The organism is Phenylobacterium zucineum HLK1 (assembly GCF_000017265.1).
In the GTDB taxonomy this organism is placed as follows: domain Bacteria; phylum Pseudomonadota; class Alphaproteobacteria; order Caulobacterales; family Caulobacteraceae; genus Phenylobacterium; species Phenylobacterium zucineum.
Window position 1 is genome coordinate 2,775,292 of the sequence record NC_011144.1, and the last position, 16,492, is coordinate 2,791,783.

Below are 16,492 nucleotides of genomic sequence, written 5' to 3' on the forward strand. Positions count from 1 at the left end.
CACCGGCATGCCTCACAATCCATGGTGAGGCGCTGGCGCAGGCGCGCTCCAGGCGTGTCCCGTGCGACATCGCGGACGACGCAGGTATGCACAGGTCTGCACACTTCTGTTGACGCCCGACTCCCTGATGCAGAGGCTTGGAGGAGGAGACGAATCGATGAGCCAGCCGGTCCGCGTTCAGGTGTTGATCCCCGTCGAGGAGGCGGGCCGGTTCGAGGCGTTCTGCCAGGACCGCGGCCACAAGAAGTCGACGCTGATCGCCCGCCTCATCCGTGACCACCTCGACCGCGAGGGATACGGCCGCCAGGAACGGGCGAGCGGGCGCGCAGGGTGATGAGCAAAGACCCGACTGTCCTGGCGCGCATCGCACGTCTGAAGTCCGGCGCGCCGCCCCGCGTCCTGGACCTGTTCTCAGGCTGCGGCGGGCTGTCCCTCGGCTTTCACGCCCAGGGGTTCGATATCGTCGCCGCTGTCGAGTTTGATCCGGCGGCGGCTGCGTCTCATGGGGCCAACTTCCATCCGGAAGATCCGCGTCATGGACGACCGAGGGATATCACCAGACTGACTCCGGAGCAGCTGGCGCTTGAACTCGATCTCGGTCCTGTCGAGCAGGCCGTCGATGTACTGGTGGGCGGCCCACCCTGTCAGGCGTTTGCCCGCGTCGGCCGTTCAAAGCTGCGGGAGATCGCCGAGCATCCCGAAGCTTTCAGGCTGGATGCGCGAGCCCGTCTCTATCTCGAGTACCTCCGCTACGTTCAGGCCTTTCTGCCGCTCGCCGTGGTGATGGAGAACGTCCCGGACGTCCTCAATCACGGCGGCCAGAACGTGGCAGAGGAGACCCGCACCTTCCTCGAAGAGCTGGGCTATGACGTAAAGTACAGCCTTCTGAACGCCGCCTTTTACGGCGTGCCGCAGATGCGCGAGCGGATGATCCTGATCGCGACGCGGCGGGAGCTGGGCGTAGAGATCCGGTTCCCGGCTCCCACCCATCACATTGAGCTTCCGCCCGGCTACGCGGGAAGCCGGCAGGTGGCGCTGAAGCTGCTCAATCAGGGCGCGCTTCTCGATACGGCGCCAGGCTATCAGCCAGCCCTGTCGCCCGACCGGAGCCTTCCGTCGGCTGTGACTGCAGCGGAGGCGCTCGGAGATCTGCCCGAGATCACCGGACACCTTCGGGGCGAAATCCGGCGCGGCGCCCGACGGTTTGACGCGCTGGTTCGCTATCCGCACGAGCCACGCTCCGACTACGCGACCCTGATGCGCTCCTGGCCAAGCTTCGAGAACGCCGAAGGCGTGCGGGATCATGTGATCCGCTACCTTCCGCGGGACTGGAAGCTTTTCGGGCGTCTGCGGCCCGGGGACCAGTATCCCGAAGCCCATGCCGAAGCCGTGAGAATGTTCAACGAGGCGCTTCGCGATCTGCAGGTACAGGGTCGGGCGCCGCGGCCGCACAGCGCCGAATGGCGGCAGCTTCGCGCGTCGATCGTGCCCCCATACGACGTCGGAAAGTTTCCGAACAAGTGGCGGAAGATGGAGCCGGACCTTCCCGCCAGAACGCTGATGGCGCATCTGGGGAAGGACAGCTACAGCCACATTCACTATGACAGCGCTCAGTCCCGCACCATCTCGGTTCGAGAAGCTGCGCGTCTGCAGTCGTTCCCCGATGGTTTTGTCTTCAAGGGCGCCATGAACGCGGCCTTCCGCCAGATCGGCAACGCCGTGCCTCCCCTTCTGGCCCGGGCGGTCGCCGGCGAGATTGCAGCGGCGTTCCAGCGGGCGATGGCGCCTGATCGTCCGCGTACGGGCCGGCTGGCCGCCTGAGTTGTCGCCTCGGCAGGCCAGTCGCGCAGATCCGCTGACGCCCCAGCAGCGACGGCGGAATATGGCGGCCATCCGCGCGGCGAACACGAAGCCAGAGATGCTCGTCAGGCGCGGCCTCCACGCCCATGGCCTTCGCTACCGCCTGCACGATCGCGGACTGCCCGGGACGCCGGACCTCGTCTTCCGGAGCGCCCGCGTCGCCGTCTTCGTGCACGGCTGCTTCTGGCATGGTCACGACTGTTCACTCGGCGTCAGACCCCGTACGAACGCCGACTTCTGGACCGCCAAGATCAACCGCAATCGCGAAAGAGACGAAGCCGCTGAGGCGGCACTTCTGATGTTGGGCTGGCGGGTCGCCACTGTCTGGGAATGTGCGCTTCGCGGCCGTGAGCGGCCCCCGCTGCCTGAGACGCTCGGCAGGCTTGCAGCCTTCATCCGGAGCGGGTCCCCATCAGCGCTCGTCCTTCGAAGCCCAGATCGCGACCGTAACGCGTGATTGGCGGCGCGGAGCGACGACCGCAGAGGCGGCCGGGCCAACAGGCGAAGTCACGCTGCCCGGAGGCCCGCCGTCCGGCCAGACATTCAGATATCGGCGTTCCTCCCGTCACTACGGGTGAAGGTCGTCAGGCTGAGCCTTGCGACAGCACGTAATCAAGCGCGGCGCACACGGCGGCCACCTGGGCGTCGTTACACTGCTCCGGCGTCGCGCGCGGGCTGTCAGGGTAGACCTCGGTTGTCGTGGTGTAGGGCGCGCCCGTGATGGCGGCGCACATGCCGTAGTCGCGCTGGGGATAGGTGATGACGCCCTCGGCGACGACGGGACAGCCGATGATCTTGCCCGCGCCGTCGGGGGGCGCGATGTGGGTCACGCTGGCCACTGCGGCGACGATCGCCTTCTGGAACTCCAGTCGCGGATCGTCGGCGTCGGCGACCAGGTAGAACCCGTCCGGAATCGAGCCCGGCTCAAACCGCTTACCATCTCTGGCGGCCAAGGCCCGCCGAAACTCGGTCTCGTCAGTGTCCGTGGTCTCGTGCAGGTCGATATGCAGCCGGAACTTGCCAAGGTGCGGCTGGATGAGCCGCATCAGGTTCGTGGCTTCGCCCGACGGGCCGTCGGAGCGGAAATTGCGGTTGGGATCGACGGCGCCGTGGTTCCATCGGTTGATTCGTTCGTAGCCCCAGGGACTGACGCACGGCGCGACCAGCAGGTTGATCCGCTCGGCGAAATCGGCGGCGCGGGTCTCCAGGAACTGGAGCGCGCCTATCACGCCGCTGGTTTCGTAGCCATGAACGCCGCCGGTGACGAGGGCCGCGGGAAGCGCCGGGTTCCACGGGCGACTGGCAAGCGCGTAGAGGTCGTAGACCTCGTCGTCATACGCAAGGCGGCCGTAGGGGATGCGCTCGAAGCGGTCGGCGAGCCGTTCGATGCGCGGCAGCACGTCCAGGTCGTAGCGGCGCAGGCGTGACTGTCGGCCTCGCCATTGAACCCGCTCCGCCTCCCCCCAGGTCTGGCCGGGAGTTCCGATCGGGTAGAAGCTACACTCGGTCATGGCCGCGATATGAGAATGGGTCGAGGATCCAAGGCAAGCCGGTGCGGACCAGAGGCCTCGACCACCGATCTGCGGCAAAGGCTCGAGCATCGAAGTGGCGGGTCATGGGCCGGCATTCTGGCTGCGATGAAAAAGGGGCCACCCGGCCGCAGCCGGGTGGCAAGGTTTCCTGGCCGGGGAGGAGCGGAGACGGCCAGGCTCCCTCAGGGGAACAAGCCGCGCTGCAGCTTGCTGAGGAGCACGTGTTCGACGCCGATGGCTGTGGCGGCCATGCGATGGGAAATGCCGTCGCGTTGCGCCCGGGAGACCACGTTGGCGAAAGCCTTGAACATCTGCCGGGCGAGGCTGTCGTTCACCTCGTCCTCAGACCAGAACAGGCGCTGCAGGCCCTGCACCCACTCGAAATAGGAGACGATCACTCCGCCGCTGTTGCAGAGGATGTCCGGGATCACGAACACCTCGCCGCGGCGCTGATCGAGGACGACATCAGCCTCGGGCGTCGTGGGTCCGTTGGCGCCCTCGGCCAGGATGCGGCACTGCAGCCGGCGTGCGATGTCGGCGTCAATCACGCGTTCGACAGCGGCGGGAACAAGCACATCACAGGGCCGGGTCAGAAGCTCCCGCGGATCCGTGAGCAGCTCGTTGGACCAGCCTGTCAGAGCACCGTGACGCTTCACGTGCTGGATGAGCTCGGCGACCGGCAGGCCGTCAGGGTGGAAGTAGGCGGCGGAATGGTCGCTGACGCCAAGTACCCGCAGGCCCATCTCTTCGGAGAGAATTTCCGCGGTTACTGAACCTACGTTGCCGAAGCCCTGGACGATTGCTGTCGCGCCGACGGGCGGAAGGCCGATCACCTTCATCGCCTCGCCGATCGTCAGGGCCACGCCGCGGCCTGTGGCGGCGCGCCGTCCGGCCGTGCCGCCGAGCCCTACTGGTTTGCCCGTGACCACCTCATTGGCCGTGAAGCCCTGGTGCATCGAATAGGTGTCGACGAACCAGCCCATCACCGTCTCGTCGGTCCCGACATCCGGCGCCATGACATCGGTCTTTGGGCCGACAAACGGGATCATCTCCTGCATGTAGCGGCGAGATACGGCCTCGAGTTCGCGCCGCGACAGGGCCCTGGGATCGCAGTTGACGCCGCCCTTGGCGCCGCCGAAGGGCAGATCCGCAAGAGCGCACTTCCAGCTCATCCAGACAGCAAGGGCGGCAACCTCGCCCATTTCGAGTTGAGGTGCGAACCGTGTCCCCCCTTTGCCAGGCCCGCGAGTGAGATGATGTTGCACCCTGAAACCCTGAAAGACCTCTGTGCGACCGTCATCCCTGTGGATCGGGACCGACACCGAGATGGCTCTCTTCGGGTAAAGCAGGCGCGGTCGCTCATCGGAGGCGATGCCGAGATGATCCGCGACCTGCTCGAACTGGCTCCGCGCCATGTCGAAGACAGGACCGGCGTAAAGTCCTTGGGCTTGCATCAACTGTTTCCTGCTTTCGAAGAGCCGTTCGCCGGCCTGCGGAACCGGCGGGCGAAGGCGTGCATGACGAGAACGACCGCAACGAGGGCCGCCGGCGAGGCAAGGGCCAGCACCGTCTCCTGCTGCAGCCCCGCCACGTGATCGAAGGGCGCCACAGCGTAATGCAACAGCCCGACGAGGTAGTAGGCGACAGCGGCCGCCGAAACCCATTCGACCATGTGCTGAAGCCGCAACTGAAGATCCGTTCGCCGGTCCATCGAGGCGAGAAGGTCTCGCTGCTGACCTGCCAGTCGCGTGTCGATCCGCGTCCGCAACAGGGCGCTCGCCCAACCGGCCTGGCGCGACAGGTCATCCAGTCGGACGGTGAACGCCGCGCAGGTGCGCGCCGCTGGCGAGAGGCGGCGCTCCGTGAAGTCCTCCAGCGACCGATAGCCAGCGACCGGACTTACTCGCAGTTGCCGCAATCGCTCCGCGCAGAGCTGCGCGTAAGCGCGGGTGGCGCTCATTCTGTGTCGCGTCTCGGCGCTGAGCCGCGCAAGGTCGGCGCTTAGCTCCAGAAGGTCGGCCAGGATCGTGTCGTCGGTCGCCGAACCGACCGACATTTCCTTCGTCAGATCGGCAAGGCGCTGCTCGAGCTCGGCGACCGCGGGGTTTGCGGCCTGCGCCACCGGAAGGCCGATGAGAGCCATCTTCCGATAGTTGCCGAGCTCCTGAAGCCGCTGCAGGAGCAGGGCTGGCTCACCTTTCTGCAGCCCGCGATCCGCAATCAGCAGCCGTCCAAAGCCGTCATCGTGCAAACGGAAGTCAGACCAGATCCGTGCACGTCCGTCGGCGACGTCACAAATCACCAGATCATCGGCTGAGAACAGCTGGCCAAGATCGGCGTCTGCTGGCGTCGCGCAGTCAGGTCCAAGGATGTGGATCTTGCTGGCCCGCAGCACCTCGCCGGGAAGGGTGAGAAGAAGTTCGAGGGCGGCCTCGACGCCCTCGAACTCGAAGTTTCGCCCGGCCCCCTCCCAAAGGAACGTGAGCGTCATGAACTCCGTGTGCCGCTCCCACGCGACACTCATCTGTCCCTCGCGCCACGTGAGATAGCGCGCTCCGCCCGTGGCCTCGATCTTAGCGCGTTCTCTCAGCAACCTGGCCGTTGCCATAAGCTGAGTGTCGCTCGCGACGAGGACAGCCTGCAGCGCGCGCGCCGGCGGACGAACGCCGGGCAACTTGCGAAGGTGCATCTCCTCGGACAGGGAGGCGCGCCGTGGATGGCTGCGCGCCTGCAACGCCATGCCAGCTCGCCGATCGGTCGGAAAAAGCGCCATCTGAAGTCGGAAGCCGAACGGATCGTTTCAGAAGCGCTGATCGCTCGGGCGCGACCGGCTGGTGAACCACTCCGCTCCGGAGTCGGTCACCATAAGGTCGTCCTCGAGTCGCTCTTCCGCAGTCGAGCCGCCGATCATGATGGGCTTCCTTGTTCGTCGGGCTCCGGTCCACCGAGATCGAAGCCAGGGATGAGGACGCGAACCTCCACTGCAGTGACGGGGCCGCTGCAGGAGTGTTGTGAGAAGGGTGGCGCGCGGCCTTAACCGCGGCTGCGTCAGGGCCGATAGCCGTAGTGCTCGGCGGCCTGCTGGGGCGTTACGAAGCCGTTCTTCATATCCTGTTCCACGAGCTCCCGCGGCCTGGTCCTGGGATCTCCGTAGCCGCCGCCCGTGGCCGTGTAGATGCGGATGATCTCGTCGCGCTCGACCGGAACGGTCGTGCACATCCCGTAGCGTTCCACCGATCCGTCGTGGCGACGGATCTCCGCGTAGTTGTTTGAGCCTTCCTGACCTCCCAGAAGGGCCCAGGGCCGAGATGACGTTCGGGCTGCGGCATAGGTGAGAAACGCACGCTCGGCGGTAACGCGATAATCGAGCACGACCCCCTTCCCGCCCCGGTAGCGTCCGGCGCCGCCGTCCTGATCGTGGAAGGCGTATTGGGCGACCTGAAGCCCGTAGCGCGCTTCGAACAGCTCGCAGGGGATGTTGTAGGTCTCGCCATTGGAGCTGCAGAACTGGCCGGCGTCGCCATCGGTGTCCTGGGAGGCTCCCCAGCCGCCGACCAGGGGCTCGCCGATCACGAAGAGCTCCCCCGTGTCAGGATGCTTGCCAGAGATGAAGGTGGCGCAGACCGACTGCTGGTGACCCGCCGGCAGACGGTGCGGGAGAATGGGGGCCAGCGCCTTCCACATGACGTCGACGGCGGCGTTTCGCGCCTGAAAGTTCATCGAAACCGGAGCCGGTTCGATGGCGGTGAGAACCGTCCCTGGCGGACAGACCACCTCAAGCATTCGAAAACAGCCGCCGTTGGCCGGAATGCCCGGGTCAGTGATCGCCTTGAAAAGGCAGCGCGCTCCGGTCATCAGACCCGAGTAGGTCGTGTTCACAGGCCCCGGCGCCTGGGGCGACGAGCCGGTGAAGTCGGCGACAAGACGATCGCCGGTGACCGTCACCTTCACCCTCACCTTGAAGGGACCGTTTCCGAGACCATCCTCCTCGATGATGTCCTCGGCTTCGTAGACGCCGCTCGGGATCGTCGCCAGCGCGGCCCTGGTCATTTTTTCCCCGTAGTCCAGCAGCTCATCCATCGCCTGGAGAACCATCTCGGCGCCGTACCTGGCGACGAGTTCGAGGATCCGCTTTTCGCCGACACGCGCTGCCGCCACCCCGGCATGCATGTCGCCGATGGTCGAGTCCGGAAGCCGGACGTTGTCCCGGATGATCTGCACGACCGGCTGGTTCAGCCGTCCTTCGTCGTAGAGCTTGATGAAGGTGAAGCGCAGGCCCTCCTGGTAGATGTCGGTCGATGAACTGGACACGCTGCCTGGCTGCGCCCCGCCCACTTCGGTCCAATGGGCCTTGTTCACCGTCCAGGCGATCAGCCGGCCCTCATGGAACACGGGGATGAGGATCGCCACGTCAGACAGGTGCGTGCCGCCGCCCTCGTAGGGGGTGTTGGTGATGAACACGTCGCCGGGACGAATCTCGCTCGGATCGTAGTGCTCGAGCGCCGAGACAACGGCGGTGTCGAGGGCTGCCAGGAATGCGGCTACGCCGTTACCCTGCGCTAGCAGATTGCCTCTGGCGTCCGTCGCCCCGACCGCGAAATCCGTGCCCTCATAGATGATCGGGCTCATGCTGGTCCGCAGCATGGCGTTGAACATCTCTTCGCCGACCGCCACCAGCGAATCCTTGATGATCTCGAGCGTGAAAAGGTTTGACGACACGGGTTAGGCCTCCCCGTCGAAGGACAGGTGGATGTGATAGTTTCCGAACTGGTCGATGCTGACGCGATGCCCGGGCGGCACCACGCAGGTGACCGAGGGCTCCTGGATCACCGCCGGACCGACGAAGTGCATGCCTGGCTCCAGGCGCAGTCCGTCGTAGATGGTCGCGTCATGAACGCCGTGGACATCGTAATCCACGCGTCGCGCGCCCTTGATCGCCGCCTCGAGCCTGAGGCCCGTCACCGGTTTCGGCGCTAGCGGCGGCTTTGGCACAGTCCGCTTCGCGATGAGGTGGAAGTTCACCAGCTCGATGCCGGTATCGAGACGGTAGGTGAAGCGCTTCTGGTGCGCACCGTGGAAGGCGTTCGCCGTAGCTTCCAGATCGATCTCGCCGTCCCCGGCTCCGATACAGGGGACCTTCACGGTGTGCTGTTGCCCGGCGTAGCGCATGTCGACGAGATACTCGAAGCCGATGTCGTCGCGCGTCAGCGTCTCATTCTCGTCCGAGTAGTCCTTGAGCGCCTCGCCCTCGAGCTCGCCGAAGATCTGCTGCATGACCGGGACAGCGCTGGGACCTAGCGGCGCCATCCGCGTCTGAAGGTAGTCGCGGCGGAGGTCGGTGAGCAGCATCCCCCAGGCTGAGAACACGGAGGAGTTCACCGGGATGACCACGTGAGGAACCTTCAGCTCCTCCGCGAGCGCCAGGGCGTGCATGGCGCCGCCACCTCCGAAGGCCATCAGCGTGAAGTCACGGGGATCGTACCCCCTGTTCGTGGATACGAGTCGCAGGGCCCGCGTCATGTTTGCGTTGGCGATCCGGATGATGCCGCGCGCCACCTCTTCGCGGCTCATGCCGAGCGCCGCCTGCAGAGGCGCAAAAGCAGCTTCGACCGATTTCCAGTCCGGCTCGCGCTCGCCGCCTACGAAGCTGGCGGGATCGATCCGCCCCAGGACAAGGTTGGCGTCCGTCGTCGTCGCCTTGGCCCCGCCGCGGCCGTAGGCCGCCGGCCCCGGTCGTGCGGCCGCGGAATGCGGCCCGACATGGAGCTTGCCGCCAGCATCGACCCACGCGATCGACCCACCGCCGTTGCCGATTTCCACGATGTCGGAAACCGGCGTCTGGATCGGGTAGCCCGGGTTCTTCCCGTCACGTTCGATGTAGTATTCGGTCGTGACCTTGACATGCCCCTCCTCGATCAGAGTGCACTTGGCGGTCGTTCCGCCGATGTCGAGCACGATGAGATTGTTCGCCCCGATCGCCTTCCCGACATAGGCCGCCGCGAATATGCCGCTGGCGGGGCCGGACTCGACCATGGTGATCGGGTTCGCCTTCGCGGCCCTGGCCGTCGTGATGCCCCCGTTCGACTGCATCATGTACGGTTTGCCGGTGAACCCCTGCTCCGCGAGTTTGGCCTCCAGCGTGCCGATGTAGCGCTCCGCGATAGGGTGCACGTAAGCCGAGAGCACCGTGGTGCTCGTCCGCTCGTATTCCCGCCATTCCCGGCTGACGGCGTGGGACGCGAGGATGGATACCTCCGGCCAGAGTTCACGCAGTCGCTGTACGACAGCCTGTTCGTTCTGCGGGTTGATGTATGAGTGAAGGAAGACGACCGCGATCGCCTGCACGCCCTCACGCTTGAACTTCAGGACGAGCTCCGGGAGCCCGGTCAGGTCAGCGGGGCGTTCGATCTCGCCCTTGTAGTTCGTGCGCTCGACGACCTCAGCGCGCAGGTGGCGCTCCACGAAGGGCTTCGGCTTATGAAAGGCGAAGTTGAAGAGATCGGGACGATTCCCGCGGGCGATCTCCAGGACATCACGGAAACCTGCTGTCGTGATCAGCGCCGTCCTGACGCCCTTCCGCTCCGTCAGCGCGTTGATCACCACGGTGGCGCCGTGAGCGAAGAAATCAAGCTTCGCCGGCGCGATACTTGCCTTGGCGAGCGCCCCGACCACCCCCTCTTCGAAGTTCGGGGGGGTGGTGTCGACCTTAGCGATCTTCACCTGGCCGGAGCGGCCGGTCGCGGGGTCAACTTCGTAATAGACCAGGTCCGTAAAGGTCCCACCAACGTCGGTCGCCGCGCGCACTTCACTTACTCCGGGTCGTCATTTCATCAGTCTCGCGCCCGCGGATCAGGGGCGCCTGGATCTCGACGCCATGGGACCTCTGTCGCCACGCGTCCCGTACTCTCAATGCCGGAGCGGTCAGCCGCAACGCGATGCGCCGCAGCTGACCCCTCCGCAACGCCTGCCTAAAACTCGTAGTCGAGCTCGATCCCGTAGGAGCGCGGCTCACCCGGATAGGCGAAGCCACCGCCGACGAACTCGGAGAGGTACTTCTTGTCGAAGGCGTTCTTCGTCCAGGCGCTCAGCTTCCATCTGCGATCGGCATCCGCGATGGACACGCGAGCGTCGACGAGGTTGAAGGCCGATCGCGCGCCGGCGGTATTCAGGGTCTCCCAGTACTGCCTGCCCTTGTGGTGCAGATCGACGCGGCCGATGAGGTCGAGGTCACCCGTGAGCGCGTAGGTGTACTGGGTGCCGAGGCTGTATCCGAGCTTTGGCACGTAGGGCATGGTCTTGCCCTCGGAAGCCGGCAGCTGAACGTACTTGTCGATTTCAGCGTCGGTGTAGCCGACGTTGCCGTAGATCTCCCAACCCGTCATCGGCCGGAAGCTGACGTCGAGCTCAGCCCCCTTCATCGTCGCCTTGTCGATGTTCGTGATGATCTGGGCGCTAGCCTCGGGGATGAACACGAAATACTGCGCGTTGTTGAACCTGGTGTGGAACACCGCACCATTCAGCGTCAGTCGCCGGTCCAGGAAGCGCGCCTTGAAGCCGGCCTCCCAGGAGGTGGAGATCTCCTTCTTGTAGTCATCCGTCACGGCGGAGTTCGGGTTCAGGCGCAGGGCGATGGCGCGTACGCCATCCTGGTTGAATCCGCCGCTGCGGAAGCCCTTTGAGTAGCTTGCGTAGACCGACGTGCCGCTGTCGATCTTGTACCGGAGGGTGACCTTCGGCTGCCAGGCGTCGAACGAAGCCTCGCGGTAGGCGCCAGGCGTTCCGACGGGCGTGTACGTGGGCAGCGACCCCGCGTCCTTCGGATGGCTGACGTTGAGCGTGTCCCGCTTGTCGTGATCGTAACGGATGGCGCCGGCGAGCTCGAGCTGTTCGGTGATGTCGAAATTCAGCTGGCCGAACAGGGCATAGGAGGTCTGGTCATTGTTGTCGGCCGTGTTGTTGGTCGATGGGTTGACCGAATTCGCCGGATTGTAGCCCGGCAAAACGATGCCTGGGCCCGTATCGACGCCGTTGGCTCGCCGTGATTTACGCGCGAGATCCAGGTAGTAGCCGCCGACGATATAGCGCAGGCGCTGATCGCTGGGCGACGTCAGCCGCAGTTCAGTGCTCCTGGCGAACCACATGAAGTTGCTGGTCTGTGTGCCAGCCGCGGCGCTCGTATAGGGGCTGGCGTCCGCCAGCGTCAGCTCGCTCACCTCGTCGTAGGACGAGGTGGACGTCAGGGTTCCGAGGCTGGTCTCCAGATCGACCTTCAGCGACGTCGAATAGATCTTGCGGAGCGCGTCGCCATCGATGTTGGAGTTCAGGGGCGGTCCGTAGTCGTCCGGCGACCCAGGGTTCGAGGCCGTTGAACGGACCGTCGGATAGAACTGGTAGAAGCCCGACGCCAGCACGTTGTTGCGCTTGAAGTAGAGGGCGCCTGAGTGGGTGCGGTTGTAGGAGGCCCGGTAGTCGATCTTGAGCGCATCGGTCGCGTCGAAGATCAGGCGCCCGCGCACGGCGGTGTCCCGCAGGAAGTCCACCTTCTTGTTCAGGTAGACGTTCTCAAGAAAGCCCTCGCGGCTCCTGAACGAGCCGGCGATGCTGCCGAACAGCCTCCCCTCGATGATGGGGCCGCTCACGCCGATCTGAGCCTTGTGCTGATCACCGTTGCCGGCGCCGACGGTCACGCGACCGAAGAACTCATCGGAGGGCGCTCGGGTCGTTACGACGATGGCGCCGCCGATCGAGTTGCGCCCGTAGAGCGCGCCCTGCGGCCCCTTCAGGACTTCGATCTGCTGCAGGTCGAAAAGCTCAGTGTTGAACTGGTTGCTCACCGTCTGGAGCACGCCGTCCACGACGACAGCCACAGGGGATTCGCCGTTGCGCACCTGAGAGATGCCGCGAATGGTGATGAAGGCCGTGCCGGGCTGCTGGGTCTCAGCCACCGAGACATTCGGCGTGAAGCTGATGAAGTCAGCCGGGCGCTCGATGCCGGCGTCTTCGATCGTCTTCGCATCGAAGCTCGAAACGGCGATCGGAACGGTCTGCAGCGACTCGGCCCGCCCTCGGGCGATGACGACGATCTCCGCGAGTTCGCCTTCGGCGGTCGTCGACTGCGCAGCTGGCGCCGCCGACTGCGCCTGTGCGGCGCTGAAGCAGATGAGGCTCGATCCGAGCGCGGTGCCGATGGCCAGAATGGCCCTGGTGTGGTGCATGATGAAGCCCCCTGTTGAGTGTTTTTTTTGAACGCGACGGGGCGTCCGGTTAGCGCCGCTCTTTGAGAGACGGCACGTCGTAACCAGGCCGCTCCTTGGCCGGCGGAATCGGGTAGGCGCGCTTGCTGTGCGACAGGCGGGTCCGCGCCAGCGCCGCTGCAGTCAGCACGGTCAACGGCGGGGAATCGATGACGGGTACGGCCAGGCCACGGGCGGCGAGGCGCTCCTCCATCATCCGATCCATGTCCTTGAAGCAGCCGCAGCCGAGGACGATCACGTCGGCGCCATCCTGGATGATCGCCACCGCTGCAGCTTCGACAAGTCGATCCAGGGTGGAGGCGTGGTCATCCTCGATCGCGAGAACCGGCGTGTTCACCGTTCGAACCGAGGCCAGCTTGCTGTCGAGCCCGTACTGCCGCGCCTTGTCCACGTAGTAGGACCGACGCCGATCGAGCGTGCAGAGGATGCTGAACTTGTGACCCAGCATCGCCGCGTAGTGCATCGCGGTCTCGCCGATCCCGAGGACCGGCACTGACACAGCTTCGCGGACTGCGTGCAGGGCCGGGTCCCCCATGCACACCACGACGATCGCGTCCGCGCCATCGTTCTGCGCACGGATCGCTGCGGCCACGGTTTCCGGACCCGCCACGAGCTCGTCGTACTCGCATTCGATGGACGCCGGCCCTCGCTCGAGATGCGACTCCATGAGCTTGAGGTCGGGCCCCTCCAGGTAGCTGAGGGGCGCCGCGAACTCGAACTTGGTCGTGGTTGGCACGACGAGGTGAACGGTGACCATCTACTTCCTCCCAGCTCATTCGCGCCGTGACGACGCCCGGCCCTTAGGGCTCTAAAAGCATAAATTATGCTATTACAAAAATTCTGCGATCCGACAAGACGGTTTTGCGCGCCTTCATTTTTGGCGCCTCCGAACTCGAGCGCCCAAATGGCGGGCAGCCGCTACCGCATGGCCCGGCGAGCACGGCCGCCTCTCGGTAAATCCGCGTCCGCTCAGGTCGCCGGCGCGCTCCGCCCCGCTCAGACTCTATGCTACTGCCGGGTGGCGAGCGCGACTCACCGCCGGTTGACACCGTCCGCGAGCCGCTACACTTTACTAGAAATTATGCTATACGAGACGAGTAGGGGCGGAATGCGTGACAGCAGCAAACCTGCGCCCCGCCGCGAGAGCGGACGGGGGCGTCGGAAGGACCGGATCAATATCGGGCCAGCGGTCCGAGTCCGGCGAAAGGAGCTGGGGCTCACGCTGAAGGAGCTGGCTGAGCGCTCTGGTCTGTCGGTCGCATTCATCTCGCAGATCGAGCGAGGGAAGACGGCTCCCTCGATCATTTCGCTGCTTCAGATCTCCGATGCGCTCGGCGTCGGTGTGAACCACTTCGTCGAAGCCACTCAGGAAGAAAAACTGATCCGTCGGGGGCGGGACCCGGAGTTCATCGATGTCGACTCACCGACCACCTATATCCGGCTCAGCAATTCGTTCCCCGAACAGAAGCTCGAGCCACTGATCTTCATCCTCCAGCCTGGCTACATCTCCGAGGCGGCGAACATCGGTGAAGGACATCTGGGCGAGGGCTTCCTGTACGTCCTCGAGGGGCGTGTATCGGGGGAGTACCGGGGGGCTTCGTTCAGCCTCTCCCCCGGCGACAGCATGCACTATCAGCTCACCAGCTCGCTCGCGCTGAGCAATCCTGGCAAGCGCGAGGCGAAGCTGCTCTGGGTCGGCTCTGTCGTGCTGTTCTCCTCCAATGGCTGAGCTGGCGCGCCTTTCAGGTCTGACGCCTGACGCCGGGTACCCCACCGCTCTGCGCGGATGGTTCGCGGTCGCGATGCTCACGGTCGTCTACGTCTTTTCGTATGTGGACCGGACAATCCTGACGCTTCTCGTTGGTCCTATCCGGGCGGACCTGCAGATCAGTGACACGCAGGTCAGCCTGCTGCACGGCTTCGCCTTTGCGATCTTCTACACTCTGCTCGGACTGCCTTTTGGTCGGCTTGTCGACCGGCGGCACCGGATCGGGATTATCTCCATCGCCATCGCGGTCTGGAGCGTGATGACGGCCCTGTGCGGGTTCGCGAAGTCCTTCTTCCAGCTTTTCATGGCTCGGATTGGGGTTGGAGTTGGCGAGGCGGCGCTTTCACCGGCGGCCTACTCGATCATTACTGACTACTTCCCGCCCGAAAAGCGCTCCCGCGCGCTGAGCACCTATGTGCTCGGAAGCTACCTCGGGATGGCGATGGCCTACATCATCGGTGGCGGCCTGGTGGCTATGCTCGCAGCGGCGCCGCTGTGGGACGTTCCTGTGGTCGGCCCCATGGAAGGGTGGCGCATCGCCTTCATGGTGGTCGGTCTTCCCGGATTGCTGCTCGCGCCTTTGATCTGGGCGGTGCGGGAGCCGAAGCGGAGGGGGACCCTCCGCAAAGGGGACGAGACGGTCAGATCGGTGCCGCTGCGCGAACTTGGCGCCTACCTGGTGTCGCATTGGAAGACCTACAGCGCACACTTCCTTGGCTTTGGCCTTCTGTGCCTCCTGATCAATGGCATGGCCCTGTGGACGCCGACGTTTCTGATCCGAATCCACGGCTGGAGCGTCGGCGAGGCGGGCGCTGTCTACGGCCTCATGATCGGCGTCTTTGGCGGATCTGGGGTGGTCGCTGGCGGCTGGCTTTCCGATTACCTCCAGAAGCGCGGCCAGCGTAGCGCCTGCTTCATTACTGCGGCGATGGGCTCAGGCCTGGCGATCATCCCGACCGTCCTCATGCCGATCGTGCCAGACATCAGGGCCGTGCTCTTCCTGATGGCCCCGGCGCTGTTTTTCGGCGCCGTCCCGTTCGGCCTCGCCGTCTCAGCGCTTCAGCAGATCACGCCCAATCAGATGCGCGGGCAGGTTTCGGCCATGTACCAGTTCTTCAACAACATGCTCGGGATCGGCTGCGGACCGCTGATGGTCGCTCTGCTCACCGACTATGCCTTCAGAGACGAACTCGCTCTCGGCTATTCGATGTCGATCGTGGGCGGTGTGTCGGCCCTGGTGGCGACGCTGATCCTGGTGATCGGGATCAGGCCTTACCTGTCCAGCCTGGAGCGTGCCGACGCCTGGAAACAGGCGGGAGACTAGAATGAAAATTTCATCTGATCAGCAGCACGTCGAGTTCACGACGGCGCTGGGCGGGATTGTCATATCTGTCGACCGCGCCGCCGCCCCCCTCACCGCCTCCAACTTCCTCACGTACGTGTGCTCCGGCTTCTTCGATCGGACCGCCTTCTATCGGGTGGTCGCGCCCTGCAATCAAAAGGGAAACGCGGTGCCGATCTCCGTCGTCCAGGGTGGCTGGCGCGAAGATGTGACTCCCCCCTTGCCACCGATCCCGCATGAGCCGACCTGCCAGACTGGTCTTCGCCATCGCGACGGCGTCGTCTCCATGGCGAGGCTAGCCCCCGGCACGGCCGCGGGCGCCTTCTTCATCTGTATCGGAGATCACCCTCAGCTCGACTACGGCGGCGCCAGAAATCCCGACCAGCACGGCTTCGCCGCTTTTGGAGAAGTCGTGCAGGGAATGGATGTCGTGAGGGCCATCTGGGCTCGGGCGGAGCAGGAACAGTTTCTGTCCGAGCCGATCGCAATCGAGCGCGCCTTGCTCAGCAGGCGCCGCTGGATCAGCGTTGACTAGCCCCCATCGACGCCCGCCACAACGTCTTACCGCGGGTGGGGAAGATCTCCTGCTGAGAGCCCAGGGGGCCACAGCGTTCGAATACCACCAGGCGCGGCCACCAGGGAAACCTGCGGTCACCGCGCCCGAGCGCGTGGCCAGTTCATAGCCCTGACGCTCGAACTGACCGGTTGCGCCAACAGCTCAACGGATCGCAGGCGA

The 16,492-nt window shown here is 65.0% G+C and carries 13 protein-coding genes; 6 read left to right on the top strand and 7 right to left on the bottom strand.

The annotated features are described in order from the left end of the window. The first annotated feature begins 157 nt into the window (after nucleotides 1-157). The 3 genes from PHZ_RS23150 to PHZ_RS22220 are packed head-to-tail and all read left to right on the top strand — an operon-like array spanning nucleotide 158 to nucleotide 2,317. Complete coding sequence (locus PHZ_RS23150) at nucleotides 158-334, top strand: hypothetical protein (RefSeq protein WP_187149081.1); 177 nt, start codon at nucleotides 158-160, stop codon at nucleotides 332-334. After that, nucleotides 334-1,821, top strand: a complete 1,488-nt coding sequence (locus PHZ_RS13510) for a DNA cytosine methyltransferase (protein ID WP_041373547.1) — start codon at nucleotides 334-336, stop codon at nucleotides 1,819-1,821. Before PHZ_RS23150 ends, PHZ_RS13510 begins: the two co-directional genes overlap by 1 nt. Nucleotide 1,822: 1 nt before the next feature. Beyond that, nucleotides 1,823-2,317, top strand: coding sequence for a very short patch repair endonuclease (locus PHZ_RS22220; protein WP_012522979.1), 495 nt, complete (start codon nucleotides 1,823-1,825; stop codon nucleotides 2,315-2,317). A 127-nt stretch (nucleotides 2,318-2,444) separates the two neighbouring features. On the opposite strand, the gene PHZ_RS13515 is transcribed toward PHZ_RS22220, so the two are convergent. The 7 genes from PHZ_RS13515 to PHZ_RS13545 form a co-directional block, all read right to left on the bottom strand. Beyond that, nucleotides 2,445-3,371: a M14 family metallopeptidase gene (locus PHZ_RS13515; RefSeq protein WP_012522980.1), complete on the bottom strand. Its 927-nt coding sequence runs from the start codon at nucleotides 3,369-3,371 to the stop codon at nucleotides 2,445-2,447. A gap of 203 nt (nucleotides 3,372-3,574) precedes the next feature. After that, nucleotides 3,575-4,846 (bottom strand): Glu/Leu/Phe/Val family dehydrogenase, encoded by a 1,272-nt coding sequence (locus PHZ_RS13520; protein ID WP_012522981.1) that lies wholly within the window; start codon nucleotides 4,844-4,846, stop codon nucleotides 3,575-3,577. Then, nucleotides 4,846-6,132 carry a DUF3422 family protein gene (locus PHZ_RS13525; protein ID WP_041373548.1) on the bottom strand — a complete coding sequence of 429 codons (1,287 nt, stop codon included), beginning with the start codon at nucleotides 6,130-6,132 and terminating at the stop codon, nucleotides 4,846-4,848. The genes PHZ_RS13520 and PHZ_RS13525 overlap by 1 nt, the downstream gene beginning before the upstream one ends. A gap of 308 nt (nucleotides 6,133-6,440) precedes the next feature. Beyond that, the gene (locus PHZ_RS13530; RefSeq protein WP_012522983.1) at nucleotides 6,441-8,111 is read right to left on the bottom strand and encodes a hydantoinase B/oxoprolinase family protein; all 1,671 of its coding nucleotides are present in this window, start codon (nucleotides 8,109-8,111) and stop codon (nucleotides 6,441-6,443) included. A 3-nt stretch (nucleotides 8,112-8,114) separates the two neighbouring features. Beyond that, complete coding sequence (locus PHZ_RS13535; RefSeq protein ID WP_012522984.1) at nucleotides 8,115-10,196, bottom strand: hydantoinase/oxoprolinase family protein; 2,082 nt, start codon at nucleotides 10,194-10,196, stop codon at nucleotides 8,115-8,117. A 164-nt stretch (nucleotides 10,197-10,360) separates the two neighbouring features. Next, nucleotides 10,361-12,607, bottom strand: a complete 2,247-nt coding sequence (locus tag PHZ_RS13540) for a TonB-dependent receptor (protein ID WP_012522985.1) — start codon at nucleotides 12,605-12,607, stop codon at nucleotides 10,361-10,363. Nucleotides 12,608-12,656: 49 nt separating this feature from the next. Next, complete coding sequence (locus PHZ_RS13545) at nucleotides 12,657-13,403, bottom strand: aspartate/glutamate racemase family protein (protein ID WP_012522986.1); 747 nt, start codon at nucleotides 13,401-13,403, stop codon at nucleotides 12,657-12,659. A gap of 351 nt (nucleotides 13,404-13,754) precedes the next feature. Here PHZ_RS13545 and PHZ_RS13550 point away from each other — a divergent pair, with 351 nt between their 5' ends. Genes PHZ_RS13550 through PHZ_RS13560 form a run of 3 tightly spaced genes read left to right on the top strand, consistent with a single transcriptional unit; the run spans nucleotide 13,755 to nucleotide 16,291 of the window. Further along, entirely contained in the window at nucleotides 13,755-14,375 is a 621-nt protein-coding gene (locus PHZ_RS13550) for a helix-turn-helix domain-containing protein (protein ID WP_012522987.1), read from the top strand. Next, nucleotides 14,368-15,738 carry a spinster family MFS transporter gene (locus PHZ_RS13555; RefSeq protein ID WP_012522988.1) on the top strand — a complete coding sequence of 457 codons (1,371 nt, stop codon included), beginning with the start codon at nucleotides 14,368-14,370 and terminating at the stop codon, nucleotides 15,736-15,738. Before PHZ_RS13550 ends, PHZ_RS13555 begins: the two co-directional genes overlap by 8 nt. A gap of 1 nt (nucleotide 15,739) precedes the next feature. Then, a complete protein-coding gene (locus PHZ_RS13560) occupies nucleotides 15,740-16,291 on the top strand; it encodes a peptidylprolyl isomerase (RefSeq protein ID WP_041373549.1) in 552 nt (183 codons plus the stop codon). Nucleotides 16,292-16,492: the final 201 nt, after the last annotated feature.

Coding starts and splice junctions, on each gene's coding strand:
- PHZ_RS23150 (WP_187149081.1), top strand. CDS start 158: ATGAGCCAGCCGGTCCGCGTTCAGGTGTTGATCCCCGTCGAGGAGGCG.
- PHZ_RS13510 (WP_041373547.1), top strand. CDS start 334: ATGAGCAAAGACCCGACTGTCCTGGCGCGCATCGCACGTCTGAAGTCC.
- PHZ_RS13515 (WP_012522980.1), bottom strand. CDS start 3,371: ATGACCGAGTGTAGCTTCTACCCGATCGGAACTCCCGGCCAGACCTGG.
- PHZ_RS13520 (WP_012522981.1), bottom strand. CDS start 4,846: ATGCAAGCCCAAGGACTTTACGCCGGTCCTGTCTTCGACATGGCGCGG.
- PHZ_RS13525 (WP_041373548.1), bottom strand. CDS start 6,132: ATGGCGTTGCAGGCGCGCAGCCATCCACGGCGCGCCTCCCTGTCCGAG.
- PHZ_RS13540 (WP_012522985.1), bottom strand. CDS start 12,607: ATGCACCACACCAGGGCCATTCTGGCCATCGGCACCGCGCTCGGATCG.
- PHZ_RS13545 (WP_012522986.1), bottom strand. CDS start 13,403: ATGGTCACCGTTCACCTCGTCGTGCCAACCACGACCAAGTTCGAGTTC.
- PHZ_RS13550 (WP_012522987.1), top strand. CDS start 13,755: ATGCGTGACAGCAGCAAACCTGCGCCCCGCCGCGAGAGCGGACGGGGG.
- PHZ_RS13555 (WP_012522988.1), top strand. CDS start 14,368: ATGGCTGAGCTGGCGCGCCTTTCAGGTCTGACGCCTGACGCCGGGTAC.
- PHZ_RS13560 (WP_041373549.1), top strand. CDS start 15,740: ATGAAAATTTCATCTGATCAGCAGCACGTCGAGTTCACGACGGCGCTG.